At 60.5% G+C, this 15,655-nt stretch carries 12 protein-coding genes; 7 read left to right on the forward strand and 5 right to left on the reverse strand.

Features of this window, described 5'->3' with window-relative positions:
- Positions 1–77: 77 nt before the first annotated feature.
- The gene (locus tag ACO07T_RS16735) at positions 78–1,832 is read left to right on the forward strand and encodes an acetolactate synthase 3 large subunit (protein ID WP_422050320.1); all 1,755 of its coding nucleotides are present in this window, start codon (positions 78–80) and stop codon (positions 1,830–1,832) included.
- Between the two features lie 11 nt (positions 1,833–1,843).
- Positions 1,844–2,407, forward strand: a complete 564-nt coding sequence (gene ilvN / locus ACO07T_RS16740) for an acetolactate synthase small subunit (RefSeq protein ID WP_209079286.1) — start codon at positions 1,844–1,846, stop codon at positions 2,405–2,407.
- Positions 2,408–2,601: 194 nt separating this feature from the next.
- On the opposite strand, the gene ACO07T_RS16745 is transcribed toward ilvN, so the two are convergent.
- Positions 2,602–3,000, reverse strand: a complete 399-nt coding sequence (locus tag ACO07T_RS16745; protein WP_422050321.1) for a hypothetical protein — start codon at positions 2,998–3,000, stop codon at positions 2,602–2,604.
- Positions 3,001–3,265: 265 nt separating this feature from the next.
- On the opposite strand from ACO07T_RS16745, the gene ACO07T_RS16750 reads away from it, so the two are divergent.
- The 3 genes from ACO07T_RS16750 to ACO07T_RS16760 all read left to right on the forward strand — a co-directional run bounded on the left by ACO07T_RS16750 (position 3,266) and on the right by ACO07T_RS16760 (position 5,626).
- Positions 3,266–4,081 carry a helix-turn-helix domain-containing protein gene (locus ACO07T_RS16750; RefSeq protein WP_422050322.1) on the forward strand — a complete coding sequence of 272 codons (816 nt, stop codon included), beginning with the start codon at positions 3,266–3,268 and terminating at the stop codon, positions 4,079–4,081.
- A gap of 139 nt (positions 4,082–4,220) precedes the next feature.
- Complete coding sequence (locus ACO07T_RS16755) at positions 4,221–5,405, forward strand: aromatic ring-hydroxylating oxygenase subunit alpha (RefSeq protein WP_422050323.1); 1,185 nt, start codon at positions 4,221–4,223, stop codon at positions 5,403–5,405.
- The gene (locus tag ACO07T_RS16760) at positions 5,402–5,626 is read left to right on the forward strand and encodes a hypothetical protein (RefSeq protein WP_422050324.1); all 225 of its coding nucleotides are present in this window, start codon (positions 5,402–5,404) and stop codon (positions 5,624–5,626) included. The genes ACO07T_RS16755 and ACO07T_RS16760 overlap by 4 nt, the downstream gene beginning before the upstream one ends.
- 21 nt (positions 5,627–5,647) lie before the next feature.
- Here the strand turns inward: ACO07T_RS16760 and ACO07T_RS16765 are convergent, their stop codons facing one another.
- The 3 genes from ACO07T_RS16765 to prfB form a co-directional block, all read right to left on the reverse strand.
- On the reverse strand, positions 5,648–6,373 hold the full coding sequence (locus ACO07T_RS16765; RefSeq protein ID WP_422050521.1) for a DUF2189 domain-containing protein: 726 nt from the start codon (positions 6,371–6,373) through the stop codon (positions 5,648–5,650).
- Between the two features lie 228 nt (positions 6,374–6,601).
- A complete protein-coding gene (locus ACO07T_RS16770; protein WP_422050325.1) occupies positions 6,602–8,044 on the reverse strand; it encodes an amidase in 1,443 nt (480 codons plus the stop codon).
- 191 nt (positions 8,045–8,235) lie between these two features.
- On the reverse strand, positions 8,236–9,363 hold the full coding sequence (gene prfB, locus ACO07T_RS16775; protein ID WP_209063510.1) for a peptide chain release factor 2: 1,128 nt from the start codon (positions 9,361–9,363) through the stop codon (positions 8,236–8,238).
- Between the two features lie 237 nt (positions 9,364–9,600).
- Between prfB and ACO07T_RS16780 the strand changes: the two genes are divergently transcribed.
- Together ACO07T_RS16780 and ACO07T_RS16785 are read left to right on the forward strand one after the other, a co-directional pair.
- Positions 9,601–11,430, forward strand: coding sequence for a sensor domain-containing diguanylate cyclase (locus tag ACO07T_RS16780; protein WP_422050326.1), 1,830 nt, complete (start codon positions 9,601–9,603; stop codon positions 11,428–11,430).
- Between the two features lie 417 nt (positions 11,431–11,847).
- Positions 11,848–12,963 (forward strand): Hint domain-containing protein, encoded by a 1,116-nt coding sequence (locus ACO07T_RS16785; protein WP_422050327.1) that lies wholly within the window; start codon positions 11,848–11,850, stop codon positions 12,961–12,963.
- An 85-nt stretch (positions 12,964–13,048) separates the two neighbouring features.
- Here the strand turns inward: ACO07T_RS16785 and ACO07T_RS16790 are convergent, their stop codons facing one another.
- The gene (locus ACO07T_RS16790) at positions 13,049–15,604 is read right to left on the reverse strand and encodes a penicillin-binding protein 1A (protein ID WP_422050328.1); all 2,556 of its coding nucleotides are present in this window, start codon (positions 15,602–15,604) and stop codon (positions 13,049–13,051) included.
- Positions 15,605–15,655: the final 51 nt, after the last annotated feature.

Below are 15,655 nucleotides of genomic sequence, written 5' to 3' on the forward strand. Positions count from 1 at the left end.
CCCCATGCGCCCTCGCCAAAAGCGAGGGTTTTTTTGTGCGCAACGAATGTGAAATGACGTCGGTAACGGAGAGAGTGATGACACGTCAGATGACCGGAGCAAAAATGGTTGTTCAAGCCCTGAAGGATCAGGGTGTGGACACAGTCTTTGGCTATCCGGGGGGAGCCGTCCTACCGATTTACGACGAGATTTTTCAGCAAAATGACATCCGCCACATCCTCGTGCGTCACGAGCAGGGCGCGGTGCATGCGGCTGAGGGCTATGCTCGCTCCACCGGCAAGGTCGGCGTCGCGCTGGTGACCTCCGGCCCCGGCGCCACCAACGCGGTGACCGGTCTGACCGATGCTTTGCTGGATTCCATTCCAATCGTTGTGCTCACCGGACAGGTGCCAACCTTCATGATCGGCTCTGACGCCTTTCAGGAAGCAGACACCGTAGGCATCACCCGCCCCTGCACCAAGCACAACTGGCTCGCGAAAGAGACCGAAACCCTGAGCGAGACCCTGCATCAGGCCTTCCACGTGGCGCGCTCCGGCCGCCCCGGCCCTGTGCTGATCGACATCCCCAAAGATGTGCAGTTTGCCTCCGGCACCTACACCGCGCCTGAGAAGTCGGACACCTCGATCTATGAGCCGCAGACCAAAGGCGACATCACCGCGATCAACGAATTGGTTGAGGCGATGGAAAAGGCCGAGCGTCCGGTGTTTTACACCGGCGGCGGGGTGATCAACTCCGGCCCCAAAGCCTCCCAGCTGCTGCGCGAGCTGGTGGATGCCACCGGCATTCCGATCACCTCCACCCTGATGGGTCTGGGTGCCTATCCGGCGTCTGGTGAGAACTGGCTTGGTATGCTGGGCATGCACGGTCTTTATGAAGCCAATATGGCGATGCATGACTGCGATCTGATGATCAACATCGGCGCGCGCTTTGACGACCGCATCACCGGCCTGATCTCGGCCTTCTCGCCAGACTCCATCAAAGCGCATATCGACATTGACCCCTCCTCAATCAACAAGGTGATCAAGGCGGACATCCCGATTGTGGGCGATGTGGAAAGCGTGCTGACCGACATTCTGAAAGTCTGGAAAGCCCGTAGCCGCACTGTGAACCGCGACGCGATTGCCAAGTGGCAGGGCCAGATCAGCGATTGGCGCAAGGTCGAATGCCTGAAGTACACGCAGGAAGGCAAAGTCATCAAACCTCAATATGCGCTCGAGCGTCTTGAGGCCCTGACCAAGGACCACGACCGCTACATCACCACCGAAGTGGGCCAGCACCAGATGTGGGCGGCGCAGTACTTGGGCTTTGAAGATCCCAACCGCTGGATGACCTCCGGTGGTCTGGGCACCATGGGCTATGGTGTGCCGGCGTCCGTGGGTGTGCAGGTGGCCCATCCAGACAGCCTCGTGATCAACGTGGCCGGTGAGGCCAGCTGGCTGATGAACATGCAGGAAATGGGCACCGCGGTTCAGTTCCGCCTGCCGGTGAAACAGTTCATCCTCAACAACGAACGCCTCGGCATGGTGCGCCAGTGGCAGGAGCTGCTGCACGGCGAACGCTACAGCCACAGCTGGTCTGAGGCGCTGCCTGATTTTGTGAAGCTCGCCGAAGCCTTTGGCGCCAAAGGCATCATCTGTTCTGATCCGGATGATCTGGATGAGGCGATCATGGAAATGCTGAACTACGACGGTCCGGTGATCTTTGACTGTCTGGTGGAGAAACATGAGAACTGCTTCCCGATGATCCCATCAGGCAAGCCGCACAATGAAATGCTTCTGGGCGAAGCCAGCACGCAGGGCGCAATCGAGGCCGGCGGCGCGGTACTGGTGTAAGGAGAAAGATCATGGCTGCTCTAAAAATCAAGAAAGGCTCCACGAGCCACTCTGCTTACAACCTACGTCCCAACTTCTCGGACACACAGGAAGCGCACACGCTGGCGGTTCTGGTCGACAATGAACCAGGCGTTCTGGCGCGTGTGATTGGCCTGTTCTCCGGCCGTGGCTACAACATCGAGAGCCTCACCGTGGCTGAGGTGGATCACACCGGCAAGCTGTCGCGCATCACTGTTGTGACCACCGGCACACCGCAGGTGATCGAACAGATCAAGGCACAGCTGGGCCGCATTGTACCGGTGCATGACGTGCATGACCTGACCGTGGAAGGCCCCTCTGTTGAGCGTGAACTGGCGCTTTTCAAAGTGGCAGGCACCGGCGACAAACGTGTGGAAGCCCTGCGTCTGGCCGATATCTTCCGCGCCAATGCGGTGGACAGCACGCTGGAGAGCTTTGTCTTTGAACTCACTGGTGCGCCTGAGAAAATCGACGCCTTTGCCGATCTCATGCGCCCGCTCGGCCTGATTGAGGTGGCGCGCACCGGTGTTGCGGCCCTGTCGCGCGGCGCGGAATAACGCCGCCACATTCTCACAGGTGAAAACAGTAAAGGGAGGCAGATTGCCTCCCTTTTTGGTTCGTGAGTGGTCGCAGTAAACGGAGGATCCCCCCTCCGAATTCTTCGGCATCCGCCCGCGGATCCGGCCAGAAAGCTTTGGTCCCAAAAGGCGCCTTCTGACCAGACCACTCCCTCTCCCCGGGCGTGTTTGCCTTAACCGACAGTCACCAGACGTGGTTCCAGCTTGCGTGAGCGGCCCTCAGACGGGAAGCTCACCACATTGTCTTTGTTGGCGGCAGACTCTGCCACCAGCGCGTCAAGATCCGCGCCATTTGCCCGACGCCCGGCCGCTTTCAGCCGCGCGATCAGATCGTCCACTGCACCGTTGGCCAAAGCCCGCACATTGATTGCGCGACGCATTTCGCTTCGACTGCAGATGTCGAAAATCAACATGTCACCCACAACTGGCACCACCGAAGTGTCCCCTGTGCCAAATTGAGAGGCATTCTCGCCTTCCTCGGCCCCATCAAAATACGCAAGATCTCTTTGATCTTCGCACCAGATCAGAGCCTTTCGGCGCTTTGGATTGCTCCAAAGTACCAAACCGAGCATCCCGTACTCCCCAAAAGTCCCATTTACCCCGTGTTGTCACACACATTTCCTTTCGCCCTGGCGGGGGCTTGCACACAGCCGCCCCCCATTAAATACTGCCTTCTGGCCGTCAGGGTTTGTAATCGCGCCGTTCTGGCGCAAAGTTGACGCTAATATGCATCAACTGCCTCACGTTAGCGTCTGAAGTTGGGTAAAATCCAGCGAAAATTGAATGAGTATGTCCTCGGTAACTACTTAATTTGACAATGATCAATGAAAGAGCACTGTGAAGAACATCAATTCCGAGAATGATCTGGAACTGTCCCCGACCGAATTGCGCCAGACCTTCGGGCGCAATCTGCGTGAGCTGACAAAACCTTACCGCTCGATCTCCGGTCTCTGCCGCGAGCTTGGCATCAACCGGACCCAGTTCAATCGCTACCTCGCTGGCGAGAGTTTTCCCCGTCCTGAAATTCTAGCTCAAATTTGCGCTTTTTTTGAGGTTGACGCCCAAACGCTGCTGGGACCGTTTGCGCGCCGCAAGAAAATCCAGATCGGGCGGGAGCATCCGTTTCTGGACGATTTTGTCGGCCCCAAGCCTGACACGATCAGCGAAGAGCGCTTTCCCTCAGGCTTTTACCGCTTCAGCCGCCGCAGCTTTCTGGACACGGATCTGGTGATGAACGGCTTGGTCTATGTCTTCCGGCGGGACGGGTTTGCCTTCATCCGCGGCTATGCCAGCCGCAGCATCATGCGAGACCTGGCCCTGCCCACCAACAGCCCCATCCGCGAATTCCGCGGCGTGCTGACACCGCAGGAAGAAGGCGTGCATTTCACCATCTCCCACCGCAACAACATCGCCACGGTCTTCAACTACCTCAGCCGCGCGAGCGCCCTGCAGCAAAATATCTGGGTCGGATTTTCCGCCCGCCCCGAGCGAGACAATGTGACCAAACGCCGGGTCACGCGGCTGGTCTATGAAAAGATAAACGGCTCCTTCTCTGACGTGCGCGCAGTGGCCAAAACCACCGGCTATGTCCCCCTCAGCGAAATCCCAGAGCTGCACCAGCGCCACCTGCGCGTGGGCACACCATTTAGCTGACGCGCGCGCATCGGCCAGCCTCAGGCCCAGCATCGGGTAGTCAGACTGGTTTGTCTCCGTCATCAGAGGTCGCAGACAGGCCAGTGCGCCGCTGAGCGCGGGGCCTAGACTGATCTCAATGATCAGGAGGAGTGCCGCCATGTCCAACAGCCGCCCCACGCCCCCCTCGGCCACAGCGCTGCACAAGGTGCGCGCGCCCGTGGCGCAGGCCCAAGGCTTGCCCAACAGCCACTACACCAACCCCGCCCTGTTTGAAGAAGAGGCAGAGGCGCTCTTAAAATCCACCTGGGCCGGTCTTGGCGTTGCTGCCGATGTGCCCGAGCCGGGGGATGCCAAGCCGGTCAATTTCCTTGGCATGCCGCTCCTGCTGCTGCGCGACAAGGCAGGCATTGTGCGGGTCTTTAACAATGTCTGCCGCCACCGGGGCATGATCCTTGTGGAGGAGCCGCGCAAGATCGAGGGCGCGCTGCGCTGCCCCTATCACAGCTGGTGTTACGCGACTGATGGCCGCCTTGTGACGACCCCGCATGTGGGTGGCCCGGGGCAGAACACCCACGCCGATATCGACCGCAGCACCCTTGGCCTGATCGAAGTGCGCAGCCACATCTGGCGCGACGTGGTCTTTGTGAACATCGACGGCACCGCGCCGCCCTTCGCGGAGGTTCACGCCGATCTCATCACCCGCTGGGCCGCGCTGGATCAGCCGCAGCATCACGGCGGCGCAGAGAGCCGCTTCACGCTGGATGTGCAGACCAACTGGAAGCTCGCGGTCGAAAACTACTGTGAAAGCTACCACCTGCCATGGGTCCATCCGGGTCTGAACAGCTATTCCCGGCTCGAAGACCACTACAACATCACCGCCCCCGATCACTATTCCGGTCAGGGCACCCACGTCTATCGCCAGCTCAAAGCCGAAGACGGCACCTGTTTCCCCGATTTTGCCGATCTGCCTGCCTTTTGGGACGAAGGCGCGGAATATGTCGCGCTGTACCCCAACGTGCTTCTGGGCGCCCAGCGCGATCACAGCTTTGCCATCGTGCTGGAGCCGGTCTCTTGTGACCAAACCCGCGAACATGTGCATCTCTACTACGCCGCCTCTGAAACCGACCCCGCCCTGCGCGCGCAAAACGCTGCCCAGTGGAAAGAGGTCTTTGAAGAGGACATCTTTGTAGTGGAAGGCATGCAGAAAGGCCGCCATGCCCCGGGTTTTGACGGCGGCCGCTTCTCTCCAGCCATGGATGGGCCAACCCATTGCTTTCATGACTGGGTCGCCGCGCGCATGATGGCACATCGCACCCCCGGCACCCCCGCCGCTGCAGAATGAGCGATCTGCACCAGCGCCTGCTGGCGGCCCATGCAGGCGAAGACGCAGCAGCCCTCGTGGCGCTTTATCAGGAGGCTGCCGATGCCGCGCCTGACATGGACGCGCAGGGCTTCTACCTCACGCAGGCCTATGTCTATGCGCTGGAAAGCGGGCACGCCGCCACGGAAAGGCTTAGGGCGCAGCTACACGCCCTAGGCTGCGAACAGGCGCACGAGGACTGAGAGGATTGAGCGGCAGGTGGTTTACGCCGCCCCCGCCGCCTTGATCTGCGCATAAAGATGCCAGCTCGCATGCCCGACCACAGGAAAGATGACAAACAGCCCGAGAAAGCCGGGGATCATCGCTGCAAAGGTCAGCCCGGCCACAATCCCGGCCCAGATCAGCATGACCAGAAAATGGCTCTGCACATATTGAAAGCTGGTGATCATCGCGGTCACAAAATCCAGCTCACGGTCCAGCAGCAGCGGCAGCGACAGCACCGTGATCATGTAAAGCAACAGCGCAAAGAGAAAGCCGACCACCGAGCCAAAACCCAGCATCATCATGCCATTGGCGGTGAAATACACCTCCAGCGAGCTTGACACATTGGTCATCACCGACAGCCCCAGAAACAGGGCAAAGATCATATGGCCAAGGAAAAACCAGAACAGAAACACGATGATGATCACCGCACAGATCGACGGCAGCTGCCGCTTGCTCTGGCGCATCACCACCCCGGCAATCAGCGGCCAGTTCATCTCCCAGCCGCGCTCCAGCCTGAGCGACACCTCATAAAGCCCCACAGCCGCAAACGGGCCAAGCAGCGGGAAGCCAATCGCCGCAAAGGTCAGCCAATAGCTCTGCCCGCTGGCCAGCGTCAGCCAAACCATGGCCCATCCACCGAGCACATAAAACAACGCAAACCCAAGCCCGTAGACCGGCTTTTTCATAAAATCCCGCAGGCCCAGCCGCAAGGCCGCGACCAGCATGGCAAAACGCACCGCGCCCAAAGGCGGCGCGCCATGTTCGCGCTCGCCATTGGCAGAGCGCGCGGCAGACAGCTTGGTTTCCTCTATGGCTGGGCTTTGCGTGGCCGTATTTTGCGTGGCTGTGTTTTGGGTGTTTGGTGTCTCACCACCAAAAGTGCTCTCCTCAGACATGCGCCCTCCCCGCGCCTGTTCCTCCAGCTGTCATGAAAGCGGCTTTGCCGCGTCAAATCAACTGCTTGCTGCCGCAACCTCGCGCGGTTGCGGTGGATGCTGCTGCGGCCAATGGGTTGCGCTGTGGTAGGCCTGCGCAATCTCCAGCACCTTGCGGTCCGCCCCTTTGGCGCCAATGATCTGCATCCCCATGGGCAATCCACGCCCATCAAAGCCCACCGGCACACTGATTGCGGGCAACCCCAACAGGCTTGCGGGCACCATCACCTGCATCCAGCGGTGATAGGTGTCCATCTCTTGGCCGCCGATGTCCTTGGGCCAGTCCCACTCCGCCGGGAAAGGGAAACACTGCGCCACCGGCAGGACAACCGCATCAAACCGCGCAAACATCTCTGCCGCGGCGGCAAACCAGGCAGAGCGCACCCGGGTGGCCTGATGCAGCGCCATGGCGTCCATCTCAATGCCGCGCCGCACCTCCCATTGCACCTCGGGTTTCAGCCGTTCGCGGGTCGCCTCCTCCTGATAGAGCGGCGCAAGCTCCCCCGCCAAAGCAAAGGCCCGCAAAGCGCTCCAGCTCTGAAACATCGCTTCCGCATCAAACGGCGGATCCACAGGCGCTACCTCCGCCCCCGCGCCCGCGAGCACGTTGAGCCCCGCCTCACAGAGCGGCAGAATGCCCTCCTCCATGGGCATCGCGCCGCCCCAATCGCCCAGCCAGCCGATCCGCAAGCCGTCAGCGGCGCAGAGCTCAGGCACCTCCCAGTCCTGCGCGGGCATGTTGAAGGGCACGCCCTGCTCTGCCTGTGCCATCACCTTGAGCAGCAGCGCGCAATCGCGCGGGCTGCGCCCCATCGGTCCAATGGTCGAAAGCTGCTGCCAGAAACTCTCCGCCCCGACCTCCCGCGGCACCACGCCCCAACTGGGACGAAAACCGTAGACATTGTTCCAGCCCGCCGGATTGCGCAACGAGCCCATCATGTCACTGCCATCGGCCAGGGCCACCAACCCAAGTGCCAGCGCGGCACCGGCCCCGCCGGAACTGCCCCCGGCGGTACGGGCGGCATCAAACGGGTTGCGCGTGACCCCATGCACCGGATTGTAGCTGTGACTGCCAAGGCCAAATTCCGGCACATTGGTCTTACCGATAAAGATCGCACCCGCCACCCGCATCCGCGCCACAAAGGCGCTGTCCGCCTCCGAAATCCGCTCGGCAAACAAGGGGCTGCCTTCGGTGTTGCGGGTGCCTTTCACATGGGCCAACGCCTTGACCGCCATGGGCATGCCATGCAGTGCGCCCCGCGCCTCATAAGGCACCTCATCCGCCGCGCGTGCCTCCGCCAGAAGCGCCTCTGCGTCGCGCAGATCGACAATCGCATTCACCGCACCGTTGCGCGCCGCAATCCGCTCCAGCGTGGCCGTCATCACCGCCTCAGCGGTCAGCCGCCCCTCCCGCAGCGCGGCACTCAGAACCCCTGCATCCCAATCGAGAAAATCGCTCATCTGCTTTCACCCTCCAAGGCAATCGCAGCACGATCCGCCCACAACCGCAAGCCTCAAAGCGCAAACGGCGCACCCTCAAAGGACACGCCGTCTTCTCATTCCTCAAATATCCTGGGGTGGCCACCGCTTGCGGTGGCAGGGGCAACGCCCCTCTCTTCCCTCTCAGCGCAGCTTATGCCCCAAGGTCAGGCTCAGTCGTCCGCCTGCGCATCGGCGCGGCTCATGCCCGCCACATCCATCGCCAGCGTCGCCGCCATAAACCCGTCCAGATCGCCATCGAGCACGCCTTTGGTGTCGCTGGTCTCATGGCTGGTGCGCAGGTCTTTCACCATCTGGTAGGGCTGCAGCACGTAAGAGCGGATCTGGTTGCCCCAGCCCGCGTCACCCTTGGCCTCATGCGCCGCGTTGATGTCGGCGTTCCGGCGGTCCAGCTCCATCTGATACAGCCGCGATTTCAGCGCTTTCATGGCGATGTCGCGGTTCTGGTGCTGTGATTTCTCAGAGCTGGTCACCACAATGCCGGTGGGCATGTGGGTGATCCGCACCGCAGAGTCGGTGGTGTTCACGTGCTGACCACCGGCACCGGAGGAGCGATAGGTGTCCACACGGATGTCGGCCGGGTTCACTTCGATTTCGATGTTGTCATCCACCACCGGATAGACCCAGACCGAGCTGAAAGACGTGTGGCGCTTGGCAGCGCTGTCATAAGGCGAAATCCGCACCAGACGGTGCACACCGCTTTCCGACTTCAACCAGCCATAGGCATTGTGACCCGAGATCTTGTAGGCGGCGGATTTGATGCCCGCCTCTTCGCCCGCGGTCTCAGACTGCAGCTCAACCTTATAGCCCTTTTTCTCCGCCCAGCGCACATACATCCGCGCCAGCATCGAGGCCCAGTCACAGCTTTCCGTGCCGCCCGCGCCAGAGTTGATCTCAAGGAAGGTGTCATTGCCGTCCGCTTCGCCATCCAGCAGCGCTTCCAGCTCTTTTTCCGCAGCCTTTTCTGCCAGCGCCTTCAGCGCCGCTTCGGCCTCGGCCACAACCTCATCATCCTCTTCCATCTCGCCCAGCTCGATCAGCTCGACGTTGTCAGACAGTTCGGTTTCGATGGATTTCACGGTGTCCATGGCGTCCACCAGCAACTGACGCTCCCGCATAAGCTTCTGCGCGCCCTCGGCATCATTCCACAGGTCAGGATCCTCCACCCGCGCGTTGAATTCCTCCAAGCGATAGGCAGCCGTTTCCCAATCCATACGCTGGCGCAAAAGGGTCAGGGATTTCTCGATCTCTGTAACTGTGTTCTGAGCGTCCGCGCGCATGATCTTAGCCTCATTCCGGTTCAGATCAGGGTGATAGCGCAGAGCCGCTAGGGGGGCAAGGTGGCACACACGCGCCGACAGGTGAAGAAAACACACCCCGCGCGCAACCCAAGGTGGATCAATAATAATTCCGCCGATGTTTACCACAAATTGTCCATTCAATGTCCTGCCCGGTTTTACCGAACACTTAACCTTTGTTGCGACACTCGCCCCGACTTTCTTTCCAGGACCACTCCTATGCGCACGCTCGCCAAGATCTCTTTCACCGCCCTTTTTGGCCTCTCCGGGGCCGCTGCCGCCCTGTTTGGCGTGATGCAGGTCTCTGTGCCCATCGTTGAGAAACTGATGGAGGCCGACCTGCGCAAACAGTCAGAGCTCTGGCACCGCCGCGTGGTCCTGCATCTTGACGACCCATCCCGCACCTTCCTGTATGGAGAGCTGACAAGCGACAACATCACCTATTTCGAACTTCTCCCCGAAGCTTCCGATGTGTACCGCTTCAAAATCTACGACACCGAGGGCACTGTGATCTGGTCCACCCGCCCCGGAGAAAGAGGCCTGTCGGACGCGGATACCTTCCCCGCGGATGAAATCATGCAGGGCATTACCTCCTACCGTCGCGAGCAAAAACCTGCCTCTGAAATTGACGGGCTGGCTCTACATGCCCTGTCGGAAGATGTCGCGACGCATGAGGTGGCCGAACTCTATGAACCGATCATTTCCAACGGTCGGGTGATCGGGGCGCTTGAATTTTTTACGGACATCACCGATGTGCGCAAAAGCTTCCTGTTCCGCGTCCGTGTGCTACTCACCGCGCTCACCACGCTGGCCATTGCCACGGTCAGCATCGTCGCCGTGCTGCTCTATCGCGCCAATCGCCGCCAGTATCAGACCCTCACCAACCGCAGCGCCAAAGAAAAAGATCTGCTGAACGAACAGCTCAAGCTGGCGCGCAATGTGAAACTGCTGGGCGAGCTGAACGAATGGCTGCAATCCAGCCGCTCTCTGGAAGAGCTGTTTGATATGGTCAAACGCTTCATGACCCACATCCTGCCGGATTCTGAGGGCAGCATTTACGTCTATTCCAACTCCCGCGATGTTCTGGATGGCTGGGCCAGCTGGAACGGTGGCGAGCACAAGGATCACATTCATCCCGATGAATGCTGGGGCCTGCGCCGTGGCCGCACCTATGAATTTGGTGACAGTGAAATCAACTTCACCTGCTCCCATGCTGAGCCGCACAATGATCACCCCTATTTCTGCTTCCCCATTCTGGCGCATGGCGAAACCGTCGGCCTGCTACATCTGCGCGCCAAGAGCGCAGACGCCGAGGTGTTTCATGCCAACCGGGATCTGGCGCAGATGTGCTCGGAACAGATTTCCATGGCGATTGCCAATGTGCGCATGCGCGACGAGCTGCATGACCAATCGGTGCGTGACCCGCTCACCGGCCTGTTCAACCGCCGCCACATGAATGAAACCCTGCGCAAAACCATCAGCGACAGCCAGCGCAGCACAGATCCTTTCTCTGTGGTGGCCATCGACGTCGACCACTTCAAGAAGTTCAACGACACCCACGGCCATGACGCAGGCGACATGGTGCTGCGCGCGGTTGGCTCGGTGCTGCAGCAGGATTGTGACCGCGACGATGTGGCCTGCCGCCCCGGCGGCGAAGAATTCACCGTGGTTCTGCCAAACAGTGATCTTGAAACCGCTCAGGAACGCGCCGAAACCCTGCGCCGCGCGGTGGAGAATATCAAAGTGCGTTATGGCGAAAAGACCTTGCCGCGCATCACCATCTCGGTCGGCATTGCGACCTATCCGGCGCATGGCACCCTGCCGCAGATGCTGCTGCGCAGCGCGGACGACGCGCTCTATCAGGCCAAGGCTCAGGGCCGCAACCGCGTGGTCGTGGCGGACGCGCTGGAAACCGGCGAACACGAAGGCGAACTTTGGGAAAAGACCATGCCCACCGCCCTGCCCGCCGCCGCTCCGGACACGCCAACATCTGAGGACACCCCCTCAGAAGATCGGGCAGAAGACGCCCCCAAGAAAAAAGCCAGCTAAGACAACAGCGGCTCTGCTTCCGGCAGGGCCGTTTCTTATTGTGCGATCAGCGCCTTACGCGACGCACCCAAGGCGCATTCCTGACCACCCAGCGTCATTGCGCAGGCGCCGCAATCCCTACCAGATCAGCCCCATCGACAGCGCCGCACTGCCCCTCAGCCCGCGCCCGTCCTTGCCTCCTGCAAGGGCGGCTTAGCTGCGTTTGCAGGGTCGGCTAACACGCCATGCGGTCTCGCTAAAAATGTGCTACAATCGCCATGGCATGCGCCTCAAATTATCTAAATTTCGCCCGAATTGATTAGTAGTTTTTTCCCAGAAACCGAGGAGAACCTCAGGTTTTTGAGAATTTTGGTTAACAGGCACCCTTGTTGAGAAGCGACAAAGATTGGGTGTCTGCCCTGTGGGAAGTGTTTTTAGATGCCTAGTTTTAGTATCGTCGGGGGGAACTCCACGACGTTCACAGATACGACGCCCAATGGCGGTTTCGTCATTGATTTTGTGCGGCTCGACAACAGCCTGAATGTGCAGATCAACGGGGTTAATCTGTTTGTCGGCGGCCCCGGCGGCGCGGCAACGGAGCTGCAGTTTCAGACCGCTGCGACCTCAGGTCAGACCGTCAGATTTGCCGATGGCGACCGCTACGCCAGCGACACCCCAGAGATTTGGCAGCTCAACGGCACCGCCGCAAACCCCATTTTCCGGCTGCAGGTGGACCCGGACGGCACGGTCACGCTTTCTGGTGTGAAATCCAACGGCGGCGCGCTGGAGCCGCTGGAGCTCTTCAACGGGCTCTCTGTGAACTCCGCAGCGGTGGCTGCCGCGTGGAACGACAGCGGCTCAAACACCATTGTCGTGGATCAGATCGTCACCGGCCCCACAAACGCCAGCGGCGAATTTGTCGATGTGCCCTGCTTCACCACCGGCACGTTGATTGACACCCTGTTTGGCCCCAAGCCGATTGAAAGCCTGCAGGTGGGTGACATGGTCCTGACCTATGATTGTGACTATGAACCGATCCGCTGGATTGGCTCGCGCAAAGTCACCGCGGCGCAACTGCGCGCCAAACCCAAGCTCAAGCCGATCCTGATCCGCGCCAACGCGCTGGGGCTGGGATACCCGAAACAGGATTTGCAGGTCTCCCCGCAACACCGCCTTCTGGTGTCCTCAAAGGTAGCCATGCGCATGTTCGGCTCCAAAGACGTGCTGATCCCCGCGCAAAAACTGCTGCCGATGGATGGCATCGAGGTGGTGGGCGACACCACGGAGGGCGTGGAGTACTGGCATATCCTGTTTGACAGCCATCAGGTGGTCTGGTCCAACGGTGCGCCCTCGGAAAGCCTCTACACCGGCCCGCAGGCGCTCAAGGCGCTGTCGCCAGAGGGGCGTGCGGAAATTCAGAGCCTCTTCCCAGAAATTTGCCAACCGGACTTCAAGCCCATTTCGGCCCGTCACATTCCGGAAAAAGGCAAGCAGGTCAAAAAGATGATTGAGCGGCATCAGGCCAACAACAAGCCTTTGTACTGCCACTTCTGAGGATTGCGCCGCGCTCGTTGCGCCGCCATCTGAGCGCCCAAAGAACAGTCTCAAGCAACGCCCCCGATCAACGGGGGCGCTGAGCTTAGTAGAGCCCGCCGGAACTCACGGTGCCAAAGTCGGCTTTCGGGCCCACAATGCCGGTGCCGCCTGAGGAGGTGGTCACCTCGCGGCCCTGCGACGTGGCAACCTCTTCGACCAGCGGCAGGTTCTGCCCCATAGCAAAGCCACCGTCGTAGGTGATGCCAAACACCGGCTCCTCGCCATCCCGGAAATACTCCGCCACCACATTTGTGCCGCTCGCGTCCCCATCCAGACGCGCGCCGGTGTAGCGGTCGATCTTGATGAAGTGGCCACCGGGCGGCACGCGGAACTTGCCGCCACCGTATTTCTGGATCGCCTCTTCCATGAACTCCTGGAACACCGGACCACAGGTGGTGCCGCCAAAGGCCCCGCGGCCCAGCGGGCGCGGACGGTCATGGCCGATATAGCAGCCCGCCACGATGTTGCTGGTGAAGCCAACAAACCAGACGTCTTTGGCCTCATTGGTGGTGCCGGTCTTACCGGCCACTGGCACCGGCAGTTTGATTTGGCTGCTGGCGGTGCCGCGTGTGACCACGCCTTCCATCATCGAGGTCAGCTGATAAGCGGTGACCGCATCCATCACGCGCTCGCGGTTGGTCACGATGCGCGGGCCACGGGTGGCCGGGATCGTCGCATCAAGACAATCGGTACACTCGCGCTGATCATGGCGATAGATGGTCTTGCCGTAGCGGTCCTGCACGCGGTCCACCAGCGTGGGTTCCACCCGCTCGCCGCCATTGGCAAACATCGCATAGGCCGCCACGATCTGATAAAGCGTGGTCTCATCCGCGCCCAGCGAGTTCGCCAGAAACGGTCCCATGTCTTCATAAACACCAAAGCGCTCCGCATAGCGCGCCACGGTCTCCATCCCCACCTCTTGCGCCAGACGGATGGTCATCAGGTTCCGGCTCTGCTCGATGCCTGTACGCATCGGCGTTGGGCCGTAGAACTTGTTGGTGGAGTTTTTCGGACGCCACACCCCCTGCGGGGTGTCGATCTCAATCGGCGCGTCGATCACGATGGTCGCAGGCGAATAGCCGCTATCAAGTGCAGAGGCATAGACAAACGGCTTGAAGCTGGAGCCCGGCTGCCGCTTGGCCTGTGTGGCGCGGTTAAACACCGTGTCCTGATAGCTGAAGCCGCCCTGCATGGCGATCACACGGCCGTTGTTCACGTCCATCGCCATAAAGCCGCCCTGCACCTCCGGCACCTGCCGCAGGGACCAACGCACGAACTCGCCGGTGTCATCTTTGGTGATCGCGCGCACCAGCACAACATCGCCCACGGAGACCAGATCACCGGCCACCCGCGCCTGACGGCCCAGCGAGCCGTCCGCCTGACGCTTGCGCGCCCAAGTCACATCATTGGCGGCAATCCAGTGACCGTCCTCATCATCCTCGATGCCTTCGATCCCGATGCGCGCGTCATTGTTGCCAACCCGCAGCACCACGGCCGGATACCACTGCCCCTCAAGGTCCACATCCCGTGGCAGAGAGACCTCCGCCAGCGCCCCGCGCCAGGCGATCTCATCTTCCAGAAGGCCCGCGTCAATCACCTGCCCCGTGCCGCGCCAGACACCGCGGCTGCGGTCATATTTCTCAAGCGCGCGGCGCAGCGCCTTGGCGGCAACCTTCTGCATCTCCGGATCTTCGGTAGAACGCACAGTCATACCGCCGGAGAAAAATTCGTCTTCGCCAAAATCCCGGCTCAGCTGGCGGCGGATCTCATCGGTGAAGTAATCCCGTGGCGGCAGGGTCGATTTGAAGCTTGCATAGTCGCCGTTCTGCACCGAGCGCAGCGGCAGCTCCTTTTCGGCCTCATAGACGGCCTGCGTGATATAGCCGTTCTCCGCCATTTCCTTCAGCACAAAGTTGCGCCGCGCCAGCACGCGCTCTTTGTTGCGCACCGGATGGAATTTGCCGGGAGCTTTGGGCATGGAGGCCAGCGTCGCCGCCTCGTGGGGCGCAAGCTGCTCCAGCGATTTGTTGAAATAGGTCTGCGCTGCGGCGGCCACACCATAGGAGTTCTGACCGAGGAAAATCTCATTCATATAGAGCTCAAGGATCTGCTCCTTGGTCAGCGTCTCCTCCACGCGGGTCGCCAGAATGATCTCTTTGATCTTGCGCTCAATGCGGCGGTCACCGGACAGAAGGAAGTTCTTCATCACCTGCTGGGTGATGGTCGAGGCCCCGCGCACGCTGCCGCCCCGGCTTTGCACAGCCTCAACAGCCGCCGCCGCAATCCCGCGCGCGTCATACCCTGAGTGGTGGTAAAAGTTCTTATCTTCTGCGGAGATAAAGGCCTCTTTGACCAGATCCGGGATCTCCTCCGCAGGCACAAACAGACGCCGCTCCTTGGCAAACTCGTCAATGATATGGCCTTCGCCGGAATAGATCCGGCTGATGGTCGGCGGTTTGTACTGCGCCAGGCTTTCGTGGCTTGGCAGCTCTTGGCCATAGATCCAGAACACCGCCCCAATGGAGAGCGCCACAACGGCCAGCCCCATGGTAACAAAGGTGAAAATGGTTCCAAAGAAAGACAGGATAAATCGTATCACGCCGAAGGCCTTTTAAGTCGGGTCTGCTAGCCTCTCTATATAGAGGCCCGG

This window comes from Shimia sp., assembly GCF_965227725.1.
Taxonomy (GTDB): domain Bacteria; phylum Pseudomonadota; class Alphaproteobacteria; order Rhodobacterales; family Rhodobacteraceae; genus Shimia.

Excerpts from the sequence above, each read along its gene's own strand:
- ACO07T_RS16770 (WP_422050325.1), bottom strand. The coding sequence starts at position 8,044 with ATGAGCGATTTTCTCGATTGGGATGCAGGGGTTCTGAGTGCCGCGCTG.
- ACO07T_RS16745 (WP_422050321.1), bottom strand. The coding sequence starts at position 3,000 with ATGCTCGGTTTGGTACTTTGGAGCAATCCAAAGCGCCGAAAGGCTCTG.
- ACO07T_RS16760 (WP_422050324.1), top strand. The coding sequence starts at position 5,402 with ATGAGCGATCTGCACCAGCGCCTGCTGGCGGCCCATGCAGGCGAAGAC.
- ACO07T_RS16735 (WP_422050320.1), top strand. The coding sequence starts at position 78 with ATGACACGTCAGATGACCGGAGCAAAAATGGTTGTTCAAGCCCTGAAG.
- ilvN (WP_209079286.1), top strand. The coding sequence starts at position 1,844 with ATGGCTGCTCTAAAAATCAAGAAAGGCTCCACGAGCCACTCTGCTTAC.
- ACO07T_RS16785 (WP_422050327.1), top strand. The coding sequence starts at position 11,848 with ATGCCTAGTTTTAGTATCGTCGGGGGGAACTCCACGACGTTCACAGAT.
- ACO07T_RS16765 (WP_422050521.1), bottom strand. The coding sequence starts at position 6,373 with ATGCTGGTCGCGGCCTTGCGGCTGGGCCTGCGGGATTTTATGAAAAAG.
- ACO07T_RS16755 (WP_422050323.1), top strand. The coding sequence starts at position 4,221 with ATGTCCAACAGCCGCCCCACGCCCCCCTCGGCCACAGCGCTGCACAAG.
- prfB (WP_209063510.1), bottom strand. The coding sequence starts at position 9,363 with ATGCGCGCGGACGCTCAGAACACAGTTACAGAGATCGAGAAATCCCTG.
- ACO07T_RS16780 (WP_422050326.1), top strand. The coding sequence starts at position 9,601 with ATGCGCACGCTCGCCAAGATCTCTTTCACCGCCCTTTTTGGCCTCTCC.